14 protein-coding genes are annotated in these 15,768 nt (G+C 56.1%); 10 read left to right on the top strand and 4 right to left on the bottom strand.

Translation table 11 applies throughout. The annotated features are described in order from the left end of the window. The first annotated feature begins 70 nt into the window (after nt 1–70). Together rapA and rluA are read left to right on the top strand one after the other, a co-directional pair. The gene (gene rapA / locus HEP82_RS09780) at nt 71–2,974 is read left to right on the top strand and encodes an RNA polymerase-associated protein RapA (protein ID WP_192457902.1); all 2,904 of its coding nucleotides are present in this window, start codon (nt 71–73) and stop codon (nt 2,972–2,974) included. Nucleotides 2,975–3,027: 53 nt separating this feature from the next. After that, nucleotides 3,028–3,681 (top strand): bifunctional tRNA pseudouridine(32) synthase/23S rRNA pseudouridine(746) synthase RluA, encoded by a 654-nt coding sequence (gene rluA / locus HEP82_RS09775; RefSeq protein ID WP_192457901.1) that lies wholly within the window; start codon nt 3,028–3,030, stop codon nt 3,679–3,681. Nucleotides 3,682–3,720: 39 nt separating this feature from the next. Here the strand turns inward: rluA and djlA are convergent, their stop codons facing one another. Then, nucleotides 3,721–4,641 carry a co-chaperone DjlA gene (djlA, locus tag HEP82_RS09770; RefSeq protein WP_192457900.1) on the bottom strand — a complete coding sequence of 307 codons (921 nt, stop codon included), beginning with the start codon at nt 4,639–4,641 and terminating at the stop codon, nt 3,721–3,723. A 149-nt stretch (nt 4,642–4,790) separates the two neighbouring features. Between djlA and lptD the strand changes: the two genes are divergently transcribed. The 6 genes from lptD (at nt 4,791) to apaH (ending at nt 11,644) form a co-directional block, all read left to right on the top strand. Continuing rightward, nucleotides 4,791–7,190, top strand: coding sequence for an LPS assembly protein LptD (lptD, locus tag HEP82_RS09765; protein ID WP_192457899.1), 2,400 nt, complete (start codon nt 4,791–4,793; stop codon nt 7,188–7,190). A 98-nt stretch (nt 7,191–7,288) separates the two neighbouring features. Continuing rightward, the gene (surA, locus tag HEP82_RS09760; RefSeq protein ID WP_192457898.1) at nt 7,289–8,590 is read left to right on the top strand and encodes a peptidylprolyl isomerase SurA; all 1,302 of its coding nucleotides are present in this window, start codon (nt 7,289–7,291) and stop codon (nt 8,588–8,590) included. Next, on the top strand, nt 8,590–9,591 hold the full coding sequence (pdxA, locus tag HEP82_RS09755; RefSeq protein ID WP_192457897.1) for a 4-hydroxythreonine-4-phosphate dehydrogenase PdxA: 1,002 nt from the start codon (nt 8,590–8,592) through the stop codon (nt 9,589–9,591). Before surA ends, pdxA begins: the two co-directional genes overlap by 1 nt. Next, nucleotides 9,584–10,402 (top strand): 16S rRNA (adenine(1518)-N(6)/adenine(1519)-N(6))-dimethyltransferase RsmA, encoded by an 819-nt coding sequence (rsmA, locus tag HEP82_RS09750; RefSeq protein WP_192457896.1) that lies wholly within the window; start codon nt 9,584–9,586, stop codon nt 10,400–10,402. Before pdxA ends, rsmA begins: the two co-directional genes overlap by 8 nt. A gap of 15 nt (nt 10,403–10,417) precedes the next feature. After that, complete coding sequence (apaG, locus tag HEP82_RS09745; RefSeq protein WP_012764231.1) at nt 10,418–10,795, top strand: Co2+/Mg2+ efflux protein ApaG; 378 nt, start codon at nt 10,418–10,420, stop codon at nt 10,793–10,795. Nucleotides 10,796–10,801: 6 nt separating this feature from the next. Further along, a complete protein-coding gene (apaH, locus tag HEP82_RS09740; protein WP_192457895.1) occupies nt 10,802–11,644 on the top strand; it encodes a bis(5'-nucleosyl)-tetraphosphatase (symmetrical) ApaH in 843 nt (280 codons plus the stop codon). A gap of 54 nt (nt 11,645–11,698) precedes the next feature. Here the strand turns inward: apaH and folA are convergent, their stop codons facing one another. The 3 genes from folA to HEP82_RS09725 form a co-directional block, all read right to left on the bottom strand. Continuing rightward, complete coding sequence (gene folA, locus HEP82_RS09735; RefSeq protein ID WP_192457991.1) at nt 11,699–12,193, bottom strand: type 3 dihydrofolate reductase; 495 nt, start codon at nt 12,191–12,193, stop codon at nt 11,699–11,701. A gap of 379 nt (nt 12,194–12,572) precedes the next feature. Then, complete coding sequence (locus HEP82_RS09730) at nt 12,573–13,043, bottom strand: threonine/serine exporter (RefSeq protein WP_192457894.1); 471 nt, start codon at nt 13,041–13,043, stop codon at nt 12,573–12,575. Continuing rightward, on the bottom strand, nt 13,034–13,810 hold the full coding sequence (locus tag HEP82_RS09725; RefSeq protein WP_192457893.1) for a threonine/serine exporter family protein: 777 nt from the start codon (nt 13,808–13,810) through the stop codon (nt 13,034–13,036). Before HEP82_RS09725 ends, HEP82_RS09730 begins: the two co-directional genes overlap by 10 nt. Nucleotides 13,811–13,972: 162 nt before the next feature. Here HEP82_RS09725 and HEP82_RS09720 point away from each other — a divergent pair, with 162 nt between their 5' ends. Both HEP82_RS09720 and HEP82_RS09715 read left to right on the top strand, forming a co-directional pair. Next, nucleotides 13,973–14,587: a LysE family translocator gene (locus HEP82_RS09720; protein ID WP_023638132.1), complete on the top strand. Its 615-nt coding sequence runs from the start codon at nt 13,973–13,975 to the stop codon at nt 14,585–14,587. A 331-nt stretch (nt 14,588–14,918) separates the two neighbouring features. Further along, nucleotides 14,919–15,722, top strand: a complete 804-nt coding sequence (locus HEP82_RS09715) for a hypothetical protein (protein ID WP_192457892.1) — start codon at nt 14,919–14,921, stop codon at nt 15,720–15,722. The last annotated feature ends 46 nt before the right edge of the window (nt 15,723–15,768 follow it).

Below are 15,768 nucleotides of genomic sequence, written 5' to 3'. Positions count from 1 at the left end.
TTTGGGGCCGTTGCCGAACAATAAACAGTTCCTGACTTTCATCTACAACGACGAGTATCGAGTTAGATTTATGCCTTTTACACTTGGTCAACGCTGGATTAGCGATACAGAAAGCGATTTAGGATTGGGGACGGTCGTGGCGGTAGACGCCCGGATGATTACCCTGCTCTTCCCGGCCAGCGGCGAAAACCGCCTCTACTCCAGAACCGACGCCCCCATCACCCGCGTGATGTTCAATCCGGGCGATACCGTCACCAGTCACGACGGCTGGCAATTGAAGGTCGAAGAAGTGCGTGACGAAAACGGATTGCGCACCTACATCGGCCGCCGTCAGGACGACGACAGCGCCGCTGAACTGAGGGAAGTGCTGCTCGACAGCAAACTCACGTTCAATAAGCCGCAGGATCGCCTGTTCGCCGGCCAGATCGATCGTATGGATCGTTTCGCCCTGCGTTATCGTGCGCGTCGCCACCTGCATGAACAGGCGCTGCAACCTTGGGGCGGTCTGCGCGGTATGCGCGCCAGCCTGATCCCGCACCAGCTCCACATCGCCCGCGAAGTCGGCCAGCGCCATGCGCCGCGCGTGCTGTTGGCGGATGAAGTAGGCCTGGGGAAAACCATTGAAGCCGGGATGATTATCCATCAGCAATTGCTGTCCGGCCGCGCCGAGCGTGTGTTGATCGTGGTGCCGGAAACCTTGCAGCACCAGTGGCTGGTGGAAATGCTGCGCCGTTTCAACCTGCTGTTTTCCCTGTTCGACGACGAACGCTATGCCGAGGCCCGCCTCGACACGGATAACCCGTTTGAAACCGAGCAACTCATCATCTGCTCGCTGGATTTTGTGCGCCGCAATCCGTCCCGCTTCGAGCACCTGATGGACGCCGACTGGGATCTGCTGGTGGTGGACGAAGCCCATCATCTGGCCTGGAGCGAAGAGGCGCCGAGCGCCGGCTATAAAGCTATCGAACGTCTGGCGCGCGTGATTCCCGCCGTTCTGCTGTTGACCGCAACGCCAGAACAGCTCGGCCAGGAAAGCCACTTCGCCCGCTTGCGCCTGCTCGATCCGGATCGTTTTCACGATTACCGCGAATTCATCGCCGAACAACAGCAGTATCGTCCGGTCGCCGACGCAGTAACGCTGCTGTTGAGCGGCAACCCGATCAGCGATGCCGATCGCAACGCTCTCGGCGACATGCTGGGCGAGCAGGATATCGAGCCGTTGCTGAAAGCCATTTCCAGCAACAGCGACGACAGCGATGCAGCCCGCAAAGAACTGATCGCCATGCTGATGGACCGCCACGGCACCAGCCGTGTGCTGTTCCGCAACACCCGTCAGGGCGTCAAAGGCTTCCCGCAGCGTGTACTGCACCAAATCAAGCTGCCGCTCCCCGCCCAGTATCAGACCGCTATCCGCGTTTCCGGCATCATGAATGCCCGTAAATCGGAGGAGGATCGCGCGCGCGACATGCTGTACCCGGAACAGATTTACCAGCAGTTCGAAGACGACAACGCCACCTGGTGGAGCTTCGATCCGCGCGTCGAGTGGATACTGGAATACCTGACCAGCCACCGCGACGAAAAAGTGCTGGTTATCTGTGCCAAAGCCGCCACCGCGTTGCAACTGGAACAGGTGCTGCGTACCCGCGAGGCCATCCGCGCTGCGGTGTTCCACGAAGGGTTGTCGATCTTAGAGCGCGACCGTGCCGCCGCCTACTTCGCTTCCGAAGAGGAAGGCGCACAGGTGTTGATCTGTTCCGAAATCGGCTCCGAAGGCCGCAATTTCCAGTTCGCCAGCCACCTGATCATGTTCGATCTGCCGTTTAACCCGGATCTGCTGGAACAGCGGATCGGCCGTCTCGATCGCATCGGCCAAAGCCGCGAAATCCAGATCCTGGTGCCATATCTGGAGAGCACCGCACAGGCGCTGCTGGTGCGCTGGTATCACGAAGGGCTGGACGCCTTCGAGCACACCTGCCCCACCGGTCGCACCATTTACGACAGCCACTACGAACAATTGCTCACGTTGCTCGGCACCCCGGCGCAGCAGGAAGGGTTGGACGATTTTATCCGCACCTGCCGCCAGCAGCACGACACGTTGAAGGCGCAGTTGGAACAAGGGCGCGACCGGCTGCTGGAAATGCACTCCAACGGCGGCGAAGATGCTCAAGCACTGGCGACCACCATCGCCGAGCAGGATAACGATGTTGAACTGGTGAATTTCGCGCTGAACCTGTTCGATATCGTCGGCGTGCATCAAGACGATCGCAGCGACGGCTTAATCGTGCTGACGCCGTCCGACCACATGCTGGTGCCGGATTTCCCCGGCCTGCCACAGGACGGCTGCACCATCACATTCGACCGCGATCGCGCGTTGTCCCGCGAGGATGCGCAGTTTGTCAGTTGGGAGCACCCGTTGATCCGCAACGGACTGGATCTGGTGCTCTCCGGCGACGTCGGCAGTTGTGCCGTTTCTCTGTTGAAAAACAAAGCGTTGCCGGTCGGTACCCTGTTGGCGGAACTGGTTTATGTGGTGGAGGCACAAGCGCCCAGAGCATTGCAGCTGACTCGCTTCCTGCCGCCAACGCCGATCCGTCTGTTGCTGGATCGCAAAGGTACCAATCTGGCGGCACAGGTGGAGTTCGAAAGTTTTAACCGTCAGTTAAACGCGGTTAACCGCCATACTTCCAGCAAACTGGTCAATGCAGTGCAGAACGAGGTACACGACATGCTGCAGAAAGCCGAACCGCTGGTGGAAGCACAGGCGCAGACGCTGATCGACGACGCGAAGCGCCAGGCCGAAACGCAATTACGCCGCGAACTGGCTCGGCTTGAGGCGTTGAAAGCCGTGAATCCGAATATTCGTGACGACGAGCTGGAAGCGCTGGAGAATCAGCGCGAGCAGGTGCTGCTCAATCTGCAGCAGGCCACCTGGCGGCTGGATGCCATCCGTCTGGTGGTGGTTTCCCACCAGTAATCCGGTTTGCCTTTACGCGGCGGGGCTATTCCCGCCGTGTTTCTGGAGTCAGCATGGAACCTTACAATCCCCCGCGCGATCCCTGGCTACATGTTCTGTATCAGGATCAACACATTATTGTGGTCAATAAACCCAGCGGATTGTTGTCGGTGCCGGGTCGCGCCGACGAGCATAAAGACAGCATCATGAGCCGGATCCAGGCCGACATCCCGACAGCCGAATCCGTACATCGTCTGGATATGGCGACCAGCGGTGTCATGGTTGTGGCGTTGACCAAAGCCGCCGAGCGCGAACTGAAACGCCAGTTCCGCGAGCGCGAACCGAAGAAATCGTACCTTGCCCGCGTATGGGGGCATATGGCGCAGGATGAAGGGCTAGTGGATCTGCCGCTGATCTGTGACTGGCCCAACCGCCCACGCCAGAAAGTCTGCTTCGAACAGGGGAAACCGGCGCAAACCGCCTATCAGGTGCTTGCACGCGACGCCGACGGCACCACCCGCGTGAAGCTGATGCCGATAACCGGCCGCTCCCATCAGCTACGGGTGCATATGCTGGCGTTGGGGCATCCTATTCTGGGAGATGGTTTCTATGCCCACCCTGACGCCAAAGCCATGGCGCCCCGCCTGCTGCTGCACGCGCAGGAACTGGCCATCACCCACCCGGCATTTCATACGCCGATGCATTTTCGCTGCGAAGCGGATTTCTGAATACGGGTCAATCAAAAGAACGAAGCGACGGAGAGCGAATCAGCGGGAAAAGTTGTGGGTTTTGAGAAACTCATAGGCGGCCTGAATATCCTGCGCCTTACGTTTGGCTATGTCGATCATACGGGGAGAGAGCCCTTTCCCCATCATTTTGTCCGGATGATGTTCACTCATCAGCTTGCGGTAGGCGCGTTTAACAGTCACGGCGTCATCGCTGGGGCGCACTCCCAGCGTCCGACAGGCGCTTTCAATGGTCGGGCCGCGCGACGACATCGGCGGACGTTGCCCATACGACTGACCACCATAAGACTGGTTGCGACGTTGGTAGGATTTGTTGTTGTTCTGCCGGGACTGATAACCATTCTGTCGCGATTGGTAGCTGCTGTTCTGGGAACTCGATTTCTGGCCCGACTGATGGCCATGGCCGCTACGCTCCATATTGCGCATGAACAACTCGAACTGCTCGCGCGTTACGCCCAACTCATCGGCAAAAACATACAGCAACCGGCGCTCATTCGGATGCAGAGCCCCATCGACAAACGCTACCTGTAATTGAATCTCAAGAAACATACGAATCAGATCAAAACGACCGATGCAGGCATCGCGCAATTTCCGCAATTTATTACGCATCGGGAACTGGTTGGCCTTGCCTTCGCGGAAGGCCTGCTGCGCGGCGGCACGCGCTTCGCCGAACAGTTCGAGATGATCCATCATTTTGGTGGCAATGCGGATATCAGCCTCCGTCACCCGCCCTTTGGACTTGGTGAGGTGCCCCATGGCCTGGAACGTCGTCAGGCAGAACAACGCCTGACGTGTGGCCTGAGCAGTAAAAAAGTCGCGCGGACGGGATCGACGGGCCCGGTCAAATAAATGACCCAGCACCACCCCGATGATTATCCCACCGACCCCGGCACTGGACATGATCCCCAGTACCAGTCCCAGCAACTTTCCCCAATACTGCATATACTCCTCAAATCCCCATGCCGTCGGCCAAAAATTGCTTTATCATACCCGTCATTTATCTTTGCTCCTAACGGCAACATCGCGAAAACGGCGGGGATTTGCGCTGGCACCAGACCAGGACATGCGATAGTCTCTGGCCGTTTGCCGGCATGACGCCTTTGATGACGGAACACCTGATACCGAGTATGAAAAAACGTTTCCCAACTCTGCTGGCCTCGTTAATCTGGTCAGCGCTATACAGCCAGCACGCGCTGGCCGATCTCGCCTCTCAGTGTATGTTGGGCATTCCTGTATATAACCGCCCGCTCGTTACCGGTGATACCAATCAGTTACCTGTACATATTCAGGCCGATCAGTCGCAAGCCAACTACCCTAATAACGCCATTTTCACGGGTAATGTGAACGTCGAGCAGGGCAATAGCGTACTCAACGCTCAGCAGGTCCAGTTGGATCAACAGCAAGGCAAGGATAAAAACACGCCTCTGCGTACCGTAACGGCAACTGGCGATGTGCATTACGATGACAACCAGGTCATTCTGACCGGCCCGAAAGCCTGGTCCAACCTGAATACTAAAGATACCGACGTTTACGACGGCACCTACCAGATGGTCGGTCGTCAAGGCCGCGGCGACGCAAACATCATGAAACTGCGTGAAAACAGCCGGTACACTATTTTAGATCACGGCTCCTTCACCTCTTGTTTGCCGGGTGATGATAGCTGGAGTGTGGTCGGTTCGGAAGTGATTCAGGATCGTCAGGAAGAAGTGGCTGAAATCTGGAACGCACGCTTTCGTATTGCTGGCGTTCCCGTGTTCTACAGCCCTTATCTGCAACTTCCCATCGGCAACAAGCGCCGCTCCGGTTTCCTGATCCCCAATGCCAAGTATGGCAGCAGAAACGGCTTTGAGCTTATTACGCCGTATTACTGGAACATTGCGCCGAACTATGATGCCACCATTACACCGCATGTGCAGACCAAGCGCGGGCTACAGTGGCAAAACGAGTTCCGCTATCTGACGCAGCCAGGTCTGGGCCAGATCGAATTCGATTGGCTGCCGGATGATAAGCAGTACAACCGCGACGTCAAATCCAATCCTTCGGTATACGGCACGGACGATAACTACACCCGCTGGCTGTTTCACTGGCAACATGCCGGCGTTATGAATCAGGTCTGGCGTTTCAACGTTGACTACACCAAAGTTAGCGATCAAACCTACTTCACCGACCTCGACTCCGTCTACGGCAACACCACCGATGGTTATGCGACACAGAAATTCAGCATGGGTTATGCCGAAAGAAACTGGAACGCTACCGTGTCAACTCGTCAGTACCAGGTCTTCAGCAATCTGGCGAGCCGGGATATCTATCGGGCTATGCCGCAGCTCGACCTCAATTATTACCAGAATGACATCGGCCCCTTCGATCTACACATTTATGGTCAGGCTGCGAAATTTACCAATATCAACCCGACGCTGCCGGATGCAACCCGTGTACATGTGGAGCCGACGCTATCGCTGCCGTTATCCAACCAGTGGGCGAGTCTCAACACCGAAGCTAAACTGATGGCGACCCACTATCAGCAGAATAATCTGGATACCTATAACGCCGATAACCCCACCAGTCCGTTGAAAGAGACGGTGAACCGGGTCATGCCGCAATACAAAGTCGACGGCAAAATGGTTTTCGAACGCAACATGGATTTGGTGCAGGGGTACACCCAGACACTGGAACCTCGCGCCCAATATCTCTATGTTCCTTATCGTAACCAGTCTTCCACTCGCGCCTATGATTCGACATTGCTGCAAAGCGACTATGCGGGGCTGTTCCGCGATCGCACCTTCAGTGGTCTGGATCGCATCGCCTCCGCTAATCAGATAGCCACCGGCGTCACTACTCGCCTTTACGATCAGGCATTAGTCGAGCGGTTTAACGCCTCTGTCGGCCAGATTTACTATTTTGAACGTCCGCGTACCGGCACCTCGTCCATTATTGATAGCAGCGACGATCGCGGCAGCCTGTCGTGGGCCGGTGACGCTTACTGGAAGTTTGCCGACGACTGGGGCGTTCGTGGCGGTCTGCAATACGACGATCGACTGAAAGATTTCACACTGGGTGATGCCGCGCTGGAATACCGGGCCGGGGGTGAACGGATGTTCCAGTTGAACTACCGTTTTGCCAGCGCCGAATATATTCAGGCCATGTTGCCTAACATCACCAACCCTGGCTACCAGCAAGGTATCTCCCAGGTGGGAGTGACCAGCAGCTGGCCGTTGTCCGATCGCTGGGCGATCGTCGGTGCCTATTACTATGACGTCAAAGCCAACCAGCCTGCGGATCAACTCGTCGGTTTGCAATACAGCACCTGCTGCTGGGCGGTCAACGTCGGTTACGAGCGCAAGATCACCAAATGGAACAGCACGACCAGCCAAAGCGTTTACGACAATAAGATAGGTTTCAGTTTCGAATTACGCGGTCTGAGCAGCAACTACGGCCTTGGAACGGACAAAATGCTCAAAAACGGCATTTTGCCCTATCAACGCGCTTTCTGATGATGTGATACCGGGAACTCTCGCTGCCATAAGCGTCTAACTACCGGTAACGATTAAACCGACAACCCGCCCGTGCGGATGAAATGAATGGGAAAGGTATGAAGAACTGGAGAACGCTGATTCTGGGACTGGCATTAAGTGCCAACACGGTGTTTGCCGCCCCGCAGGTGATGGATAAAGTCGCTGCAGTGGTGGATAACGGCGTGGTTCTGGAAAGTGATATCAATAGTCTGATGCAGTCCGTCAAGATGAACTCGCAGGAATCCGGTCAGCAGTTACCGGATGACGCTACCCTCCGTCATCAGATTCTGGAGCGGCTGATCATGGACAACATCGTGCTGCAGATGGCGCAGAAGATGGGAGCCCAGGTGTCCGACGATCAGTTGGATCGCGCCATCGCCAATATCGCCCAGCAGAACCATATGACCCTGGATCAATTGCGCAGCCGTCTGGCCGCAGAAGGCATCAACTACGACACCTACCGTAGCCAGATCCGTAAGGACATGACAATTGCCGACGTGCGCAATAGCGAAGTGCGCCGCCGCGTCACCGTCCTGCCGCAGGAAGTGGACGCGCTGGCCCAGCAGATCGCCAGCCAGGGCAGTGATAAAGAAGTGAACCTCAGCCAGATTCTGCTGCCGTTGCCGGAAAACCCGAGCCAGGAGCAGGTCGACAAAGCCGAGTCGCTGGCCAATCGATTGGTTAAAGACGCGCGTCAGGGTGCGGATTTCGGCAAGCTGGCCATCACCTATTCAGCCGATCCTCAGGCGTTGAAAGGCGGCCAGATGGGATGGGGCCGCCCGCAGGAGCTACCGTCGTTGTTCGCCGAACACTTGGCTAACCCGGAGAAAGGTCAGGTTATCGGCCCGATTCGTTCCGGCGTCGGCTTCCATATTCTGCGTGTGAATGATACCCGCGGCGGCAATCAGGCTATTTCAGTCACTGAAATGCACGCACGCCACATTCTGCTGAAAACGTCCGTCGTGATGAACGATGCGCAGGCGCGCGCCAAACTGGAAGATGTCGCCCGACAGATCAAGAGCGGCAGCACCAGTTTTGCCGCTCAGGCGAAACTGCTGTCGCAGGATCCGGGCACCGCCAACCAGGGCGGTGACTTGGGATGGGCCTCGCCGGATATGTATGACCCGGCGTTTCGCGATGCGCTGATGCAATTGAAGAAAGGTGAAATCAGCTCACCGGTGCGCTCTTCCTTTGGCTGGCACTTGATCCAGTTGCTGGATACCCGTCAGGTGGACAAAACCGATGCCGCCCAGAAAGAGCGCGCTTACCGTATGTTGTTCAATCGTAAATTCGCCGAAGAAGCGCAAACCTGGATGCAGGAAAAACGCGCCTCAGCCTATGTAAAAATCCTTGATAGTCAGAGCCCGAGCCAAAACTGATGTCGATGGAAAATATCACCCAACGAATCGTGGTGACGCCCGGCGAACCCGCCGGGATTGGCCCCGATCTGATCGTTATGCTGGCCCAACAGGCATGGCCGATCGAGCTGGTGGTTTGTGCCGATCCCGAACTGTTGCTCAGCCGGGCTTTACAGTTGGGGCTGCCGCTGACACTGCGTGACTATCGGCCCGAGGAGGCTGCCCGGCCGCAAGCGGCAGGCACGCTGACCCTGTTGCCGGTCATTACGACAGAGACAGTTATTGCCGGTCAGTTGAACGTCGCCAACAGTCGCTACGTGGTGGAAACCCTAGCGCGCGCCTGCGACGGGTGCCTGAACGGCGAATTCGCCGCGCTGATCACCGGCCCGGTGCATAAAGGCATCATCAATGACGCCGGCGTCCCCTTCTCCGGCCACACCGAATTCTTTGCCGATCGCAGCCAGTGTGCGCGCGTGGTGATGATGCTGGCGACTGAAGAACTGCGGGTCGCGCTGGCGACGACGCATCTGCCGCTGAAAGCGGTGTCAGAAGCGATCACCCGTACCAGTCTGCATGAAGTGATCTCCATTCTGCACCACGACCTGCAGCGTAAATTCGGTATTTCCCAACCGACCATCTACGTCTGCGGCCTGAATCCTCACGCCGGGGAAGGCGGCCATATGGGCCGGGAAGAACTGGATGTCATCATCCCGGCGCTGGACGAACTGCGTCAGACCGGCATCCAGTTGGTCGGCCCGTTACCGGCGGATACCCTATTCCAGCCCAAATACCTGGAACACGCCGATGCCGTACTGGCCATGTACCACGATCAGGGGCTGCCGGTGCTGAAATATCAGGGCTTCGGCCGCGCCGTCAATATCACGCTGGGGTTGCCTTTCATCCGCACCTCGGTCGATCACGGTACCGCCCTTGAGCTTGCCGCCAGCGGCAACGCCGATCCAGGCAGTTTCCGTACTGCACTCAATCTTGCCATTCATATGATCGCTAACCGTAATGAATAATCGCGTCCACCAAGGCCACTTCGCCCGTAAACGTTTCGGGCAAAACTTTCTCAACGATCAGTTTGTGATCGACAGTATTGTTTCCGCCATCTACCCGCAATCGGGTCAGGCGCTGGTGGAAATTGGCCCCGGGCTCGGCGCGCTGACCGTTCCGGTCGGGGAACGTATCGACCGTTTCACCGTGGTGGAGCTGGATCGCGATCTGGCCGCCAGGCTGGAAACCCACCCGACGCTGAAGGACAAGCTCACTATTATCCAGCAGGACGCCATGACGGTGGATTTTACCGCGCTGGCACAACAGGCAGGACAACCGCTGCGGGTTTTTGGTAACCTGCCGTATAATATTTCGACACCGCTGATGTTCCACCTGTTCAGCTATACTCACTCTATTCGCGACATGCATTTCATGTTGCAGAAAGAAGTCGTCAATCGATTGGTTGCCGGCCCGAACAGCAAGGCTTATGGGCGTTTGAGTGTCATGGCGCAATATTATTGTCAGGTCATCCCGGTGCTGGAAGTCCCGCCGAGCGCATTTAAGCCCGCGCCCAAAGTGGATTCGGCCGTTGTGCGCCTGGTGCCGCATACCACGTCGCCCTATCCGACGGTGGACACGCGCATGCTGGGCCGGATTACTACCGAAGCCTTTAACCAGCGCCGCAAAACGCTGCGCAACAGTCTGGGCAACCTGTTTACCCCGGAACAACTGACGGAACAGGGGATAGATCCCAACGCCCGGGCGGAAAACGTCACCGTTGAGCAGTATTGCCAGTTGGCCAACTGGCTGACGGGACACCCCGTACCGCAGGAATAAACTGGAGTTGTCGTGATGATTAACGCGCCCCGAGTTTGCATACAGGTCCAAAGCTTCTACGTGGAAGCGCAATCTCAACCAGATGAAGATCGTTTCATTTTTGCCTACACCATTACCATCCGTAATCTGGGGCGTCACGACATCAAACTGCTGAACCGTTATTGGATCATTACCAACGGCAACGGCAAGCAGACCGAAGTACAGGGTGAAGGCGTGGTCGGCCTGCAACCGCTGATTCTGCCGGGCAATGATTTTCAGTACACCAGCGGCGCGATTCTGGAAACACCGATGGGAACCATGGAAGGCCACTACCAGATGATCGATCATCAGGGCGAGGCGTTTCAGGTTGCTATACCGGTTTTCCGTCTGGCAATCCCTTCATTAATACATTAAGACATTATGGCTACCTATCTTGTTGGCGACATCCACGGTTGTCTGGCTGAGTTTGAGTCGCTTTTGGCGCAAGTTTCCTTCGATCCGGAACTGGATACCCTGTGGCTAACAGGCGATCTGGTTGCCCGTGGGCCGGATTCTCTCGGTGTGCTGCGTTACGTTCGCTCCCTGGGGCCGGCGGTTAGAATGGTACTGGGCAACCATGACCTGCACCTGTTGGCGGTCTATGCCGGCATCAGCCGCAGAAAGCCTAAAGACCGGCTGGAGACGCTGCTGGCGGCGCCGGATGTAGATGAACTGATCAATTGGCTGCGTCGCCAGCCGATCCTGCAGGTGGACGACGATCTGAAACTGGTGATGACCCACGCAGGCATCACGCCGCAATGGGATCTGGAAACCGCCAGAATATGCGCCAGAGAAGTGGAATCCATCCTTGCCAGCGACAGCTATCCGCTATTTCTCAATGCAATGTACGGCGATATGCCCAATCACTGGAGCCCCGAATTGAGCGGGCTGCCGCGTTTGCGTTTCAGTACCAACGTGTTCACCCGCATGCGCTACTGTTTCTCTGGCGGTCAACTGGATATGTTGTGTAAAGAGGCACCCTCGCAGGCGCCGATGTTGTTGAAACCCTGGTTTAATTTACCCAGCCAGTTACCTGCGGGCTATGCCGTGGCATTCGGTCATTGGGCGTCATTGGAAGGTCAGGGAACGCCAGCCGGCATCTATGCGCTGGATACCGGTTGTTGTTGGGGAGGATCGCTAACGCTGCTGCGCTGGGAAGATAAAAGCTATTTCAGCCAGCCATCACTGATAGCGCCTGACAGAGAAGCCATGGCCGCCGGGTAAACACCATCGGCGAAGCCGTGACCGGGCGCGCAGAAAGCCGCGCGCGCCTCCTCGTCACATCGCGCCACCCTCACGACGGTCCAGAATTTCGAAGCAGTAACTGTGGGAGTTGAGCTCATCCGCGTCGTGGAACTCGCTGAATATCGATACCCATTCGTCCGGCTCATATTCCGGAAAGTGCGTATCCCCTTCCACTTCCGCATCAATATGTGTCAGGTAAAGACGACCCGCTTTCGGCAACATTTGCTGATAAACCTTGCCGCCGCCAATCACCATGACTTCATCCACGTCGCCCGCCGCCAGTAAGGCTTCATCCAGCGACGCGGCCCAAATCACCCGCTCGTCGTCGCCCGGCTGGCTGCTCACCACGATATTTAGTCGCCCCGGCAATGGTTTGCCAATCGAGCAGTAGGTATGACGCCCCATAATTACCGGCTTGTTCAGCGTATTACGCTTGAACCATGCCAGATCGGCCGGTAAATGCCACGGCATGGCATTCTCCTTACCGATAACCCGATCCACCGCCAGTGCGGCAATCAAACTAATCACCATGGTAAAACCCTGCAGGCTGAAAAATTGGTGCCACTATACGGAAAGCCTGGGCGAACGTCGATATGACGACCTGTGACGGCCATAATATAAGAGAGATCCGACAGCTGAGCGAAGTGTCAGCAAATGTGAACAAACGCGCTCCATCTCAAAGAAAGCTGATACCCCGTCCATCAAGGCAGCCCCTGACTGTCATTTAAGATGCGAACTCTGTGCTCATCTCTCGTCGACTGTCGGGGTATATTTCAGGTTTTCGCTCCTGCCGAGACAGGTTGGGGCACCATCAGGTCTGGCGCAACGGCGCCCAGCCGCCAAAGACCCGCGATGTACGCGGGGCTATTTATGCCGATGACAGAGCGCCGCACCGACCGCAGCATACTCATACGCCGGGCCGCTTGCGATAAATCCAGATACCGGGCAACGATAACCCGATAGACAGCGCGCCCACGATAAAACTGGCTTTAAGAAAATTAGTAATCAATACCTGCATCAGCTCCTCGCTGTACCCCAGATGTGACAGTTGCACTACCGAAATCATCGCCGTATAAGCCGGAATGCCGGGGAACATCGGGATAACGGCGGCCACTGTGAACACTTTGGGATGGGCCAGCAACCAGCGAGACCAACGAATACCGATAACACCGATAAGAATGGACGCCACAAAAGACGCCCATTCGATATGGAAGCCGAAATGAACCATCAAAAAACGGCAACCATGGCCAATACCGCCCAGCAACGCACAATAAGGCAACGCTTTGATCGGTACGTTGAAAACCATGGCGAACCCCAGCGCCGGCACGGCAGCCAGCACCATATCCTGCGCCAGCGCATCAATCAGCTCTATGACCATCCGTGCAGCCCCCATAGCGCCATCGCCGTCACGACCCCGATGCAGGTCGCCAGCGTCAGCAGGCTGGCCATCGCCCAGCGCGCCAGGCCGGTATTCACATGCCCTTTAAACATATCCGCCACCGCATTGATCAGCGGGAACCCTGGCACCAGCAACAATACGCTGGCCGCCATCGACACGGTTGACGCATGCTCCAGCCCCGGTAGCCGCATCAGCAAGCCGGAAGCCGAAGTGGCGACAAACGCCGTAATGCAGAAATTGATCAAGGGGTTCAGATGGCGCGCGGTCAACATCTGCCGCACATACATTGCCATCCCGCTGGCAATCACCGTCACCAGAAACGCATCCCAGCCGCCGCCATTCAGCCGACTGAAACACCCGCATGACAACGCCACGACAGTTACCATCAGCCAACGCGGATAACGCAGCGGCTTGATTTTACTGAATCGACGCGCCACGCCGTCGACATCCAGCAACCGGTGCTCGGCCATGATCACCACATGCTGAACTTCCGTCACCACATGCATATTGATGCCGCGATCCACGTTTTTACGGGTGGAGGTCAGGCAATGTTCCTGCATAATCGTGGTTAATACGATCGCATTGGCGGAAATGGAGCTTTCCACGCTATCCACACCCAGCGCTACGCCCAGACGGGACGACAACTGCTCAACAACCATACTTTCAGCACCATGCTGCAGCAGCAGTAGCGCACACTGAATACACAGCCGGGTGATATCCCTCTGCTGCGTGGTCTCACATACCATATTTACGTTCCTGCCCCTGTTCCTGAATACAACCACTATATATATGGCTTTTATAAGTTTATTAACAATCAATTCTCGTTATTGATGGTGCGAAAGCATGCCATCGGCGCTATTATGCCCACGTTTTTTTGCCCGTTCTTTGATTGCCATACTGAATACATCATGCTTGAGACTTCTTTATTTGTTGCCACCATCGCCATGCTGGGGATGCTTTCTCCCGGCCCAGACTTTTTTCTGGTGATAAAAAACGCCGCGCGTTACCCCCGTCTCGCCGCCATGATGACGGCAGCAGGCGTCATCTGCGGCGTCGCTACCCATATGGCTTACTGTGTTGCCGGCCTGGCTGTCGTGATCACCACCACGCCATGGCTATTCAGCCTGCTGAAATATGTCGGTGCGGTTTATTTGATTTGGCTAGGCATTCAGGCGCTGCGCGCTCGCGGCAGCGGAAAATTGAATATCGCCGGCTTGCCGCGCCAGAGCGTCAGCCTGCGCAACGCCTTCATGCAGGGTTATCTCTGTAACCTGCTCAACCCCAAGGCCACGCTATTCTTTCTGGCTATTTTCACTCAGGTGTTGAACCTTGATTCCAGTTTCGGCGAAAAGTTGTGGTACGCCGGGATCATCTGGGGACTGACACTGTGCTGGTGGCCGCTACTGGTCATCCTGATTCAGAGTGAACCCGTGCGTCGCGGCATGACTAAAGCCCAAACATTGCTCGACAAAGTGCTGGGCGGCGTACTCATCACACTGGGCATCAAGGTTGCTCTGAGTTAACGCTCAACCCGCTGCCCTGCCGGTTTTCGGCAGGGTTTCTCTTTCTCGCCGTTCGCCTGACTTTCTCCCCGTTCGTCACTCCGCGCTTAAAAATTAAAAAAATAGCAATTAAACCGTAAATAAATCGAAAATATTGTCGCTATTTATTAATTGAGCCAGGCTCACTCTATCTATGCCGTTTTTTGTCTTTGTGACAAGCAACCTCTGGCGAAACTGCCAGTATCAGGGAAATGCCACGATGAGAAGGCAGCATCCCTGCAAGTTCCTACCGCGATACTTGAGCGAATACGAGATCGGTCTCTATCACGGCAGCCAATAACCGGAGTTTCGGATGACGACCATCAATAACCGTGTTACACAACAAACCAATGACAATCTACATAGCGCGTCAACTTCAGGCACGCATACCAGCGCAGAAAGTCGCACCGCGCTCAATGGCGCCACTCACAACACGCCGTCGACTAACCACGAGATTTCAACACTGGCGCTTCAGTTGTCGGCAGCCGCAGAACGGGCAGCCATACGGGATTCGACCCAGGGTTATCAATCTCTGGCAAAACAGGCACAAGAGACGATCGAGCAGTTGATCGGCAGTGATTATGATCGCCACAAGAAGCGTAACGACAGCGAGCTCCCCAACACTGACGACCCTGATCTGCTGGCTCGCGCCCAGCAGGCAACCGACTTCGTGAATCGAAAAGGCGCCAACCCATTCAGGGGATTATCCCGTGAGCAGTTAGCGCTCATCACCTATGACGATAGCGGAACATTTACCGTTAATGAGCGGCGGGCAGCCTGGTCAGAGGCTTACGATCAGGAAGAGGCGTGGCGTGTACGTGTGTGTGCGATGGCAATGAATGAATACAACGCCACCGGTAAGACGTCGAATTTCTTTAAAGAAGTTCTACGCCACTATCAGGAGCTCCCCAAAATGGAACGAGTACAGTATCCGCTGGATTACCCCATCCAGCTGCAAACAAGGATCGCGGAAGAGGAGAGTAAAACAACCTCATCGATCTCTGTGCATTTAACCGACAGCCAACTTTCCGAGCTATTTGAACGTTTATTAGGGTGGAGCCTGTCAGCGCAACAAATCGGCGCCATTACCACGCAGACCACCTCATCCACACATTAAAAGCGGCCATCCATGCCCATAAAAAAAGCCGGTCAGTGCACACCGA

The sequence above is a fragment of the Musicola keenii genome (genome assembly GCF_014855505.1).
Classification (GTDB): domain Bacteria; phylum Pseudomonadota; class Gammaproteobacteria; order Enterobacterales; family Enterobacteriaceae; genus Musicola; species Musicola paradisiaca.
This window is presented reverse-complemented; position numbering and strand designations above follow the sequence as displayed.

Bases quoted from the DNA above. Each gene is read 5' to 3' on its own strand.
- rapA (WP_192457902.1), top strand. From the start codon at position 71: ATGCCTTTTACACTTGGTCAACGCTGGATTAGCGATACAGAAAGCGAT.
- rluA (WP_192457901.1), top strand. From the start codon at position 3,028: ATGGAACCTTACAATCCCCCGCGCGATCCCTGGCTACATGTTCTGTAT.
- djlA (WP_192457900.1), bottom strand. From the start codon at position 4,641: ATGCAGTATTGGGGAAAGTTGCTGGGACTGGTACTGGGGATCATGTCC.
- lptD (WP_192457899.1), top strand. From the start codon at position 4,791: ATGACGCCTTTGATGACGGAACACCTGATACCGAGTATGAAAAAACGT.
- surA (WP_192457898.1), top strand. From the start codon at position 7,289: ATGAAGAACTGGAGAACGCTGATTCTGGGACTGGCATTAAGTGCCAAC.
- pdxA (WP_192457897.1), top strand. From the start codon at position 8,590: ATGTCGATGGAAAATATCACCCAACGAATCGTGGTGACGCCCGGCGAA.
- rsmA (WP_192457896.1), top strand. From the start codon at position 9,584: ATGAATAATCGCGTCCACCAAGGCCACTTCGCCCGTAAACGTTTCGGG.
- apaG (WP_012764231.1), top strand. From the start codon at position 10,418: ATGATTAACGCGCCCCGAGTTTGCATACAGGTCCAAAGCTTCTACGTG.
- apaH (WP_192457895.1), top strand. From the start codon at position 10,802: ATGGCTACCTATCTTGTTGGCGACATCCACGGTTGTCTGGCTGAGTTT.
- HEP82_RS09730 (WP_192457894.1), bottom strand. From the start codon at position 13,043: ATGGTCATAGAGCTGATTGATGCGCTGGCGCAGGATATGGTGCTGGCT.
- HEP82_RS09725 (WP_192457893.1), bottom strand. From the start codon at position 13,810: ATGGTATGTGAGACCACGCAGCAGAGGGATATCACCCGGCTGTGTATT.
- HEP82_RS09720 (WP_023638132.1), top strand. From the start codon at position 13,973: ATGCTTGAGACTTCTTTATTTGTTGCCACCATCGCCATGCTGGGGATG.
- HEP82_RS09715 (WP_192457892.1), top strand. From the start codon at position 14,919: ATGACGACCATCAATAACCGTGTTACACAACAAACCAATGACAATCTA.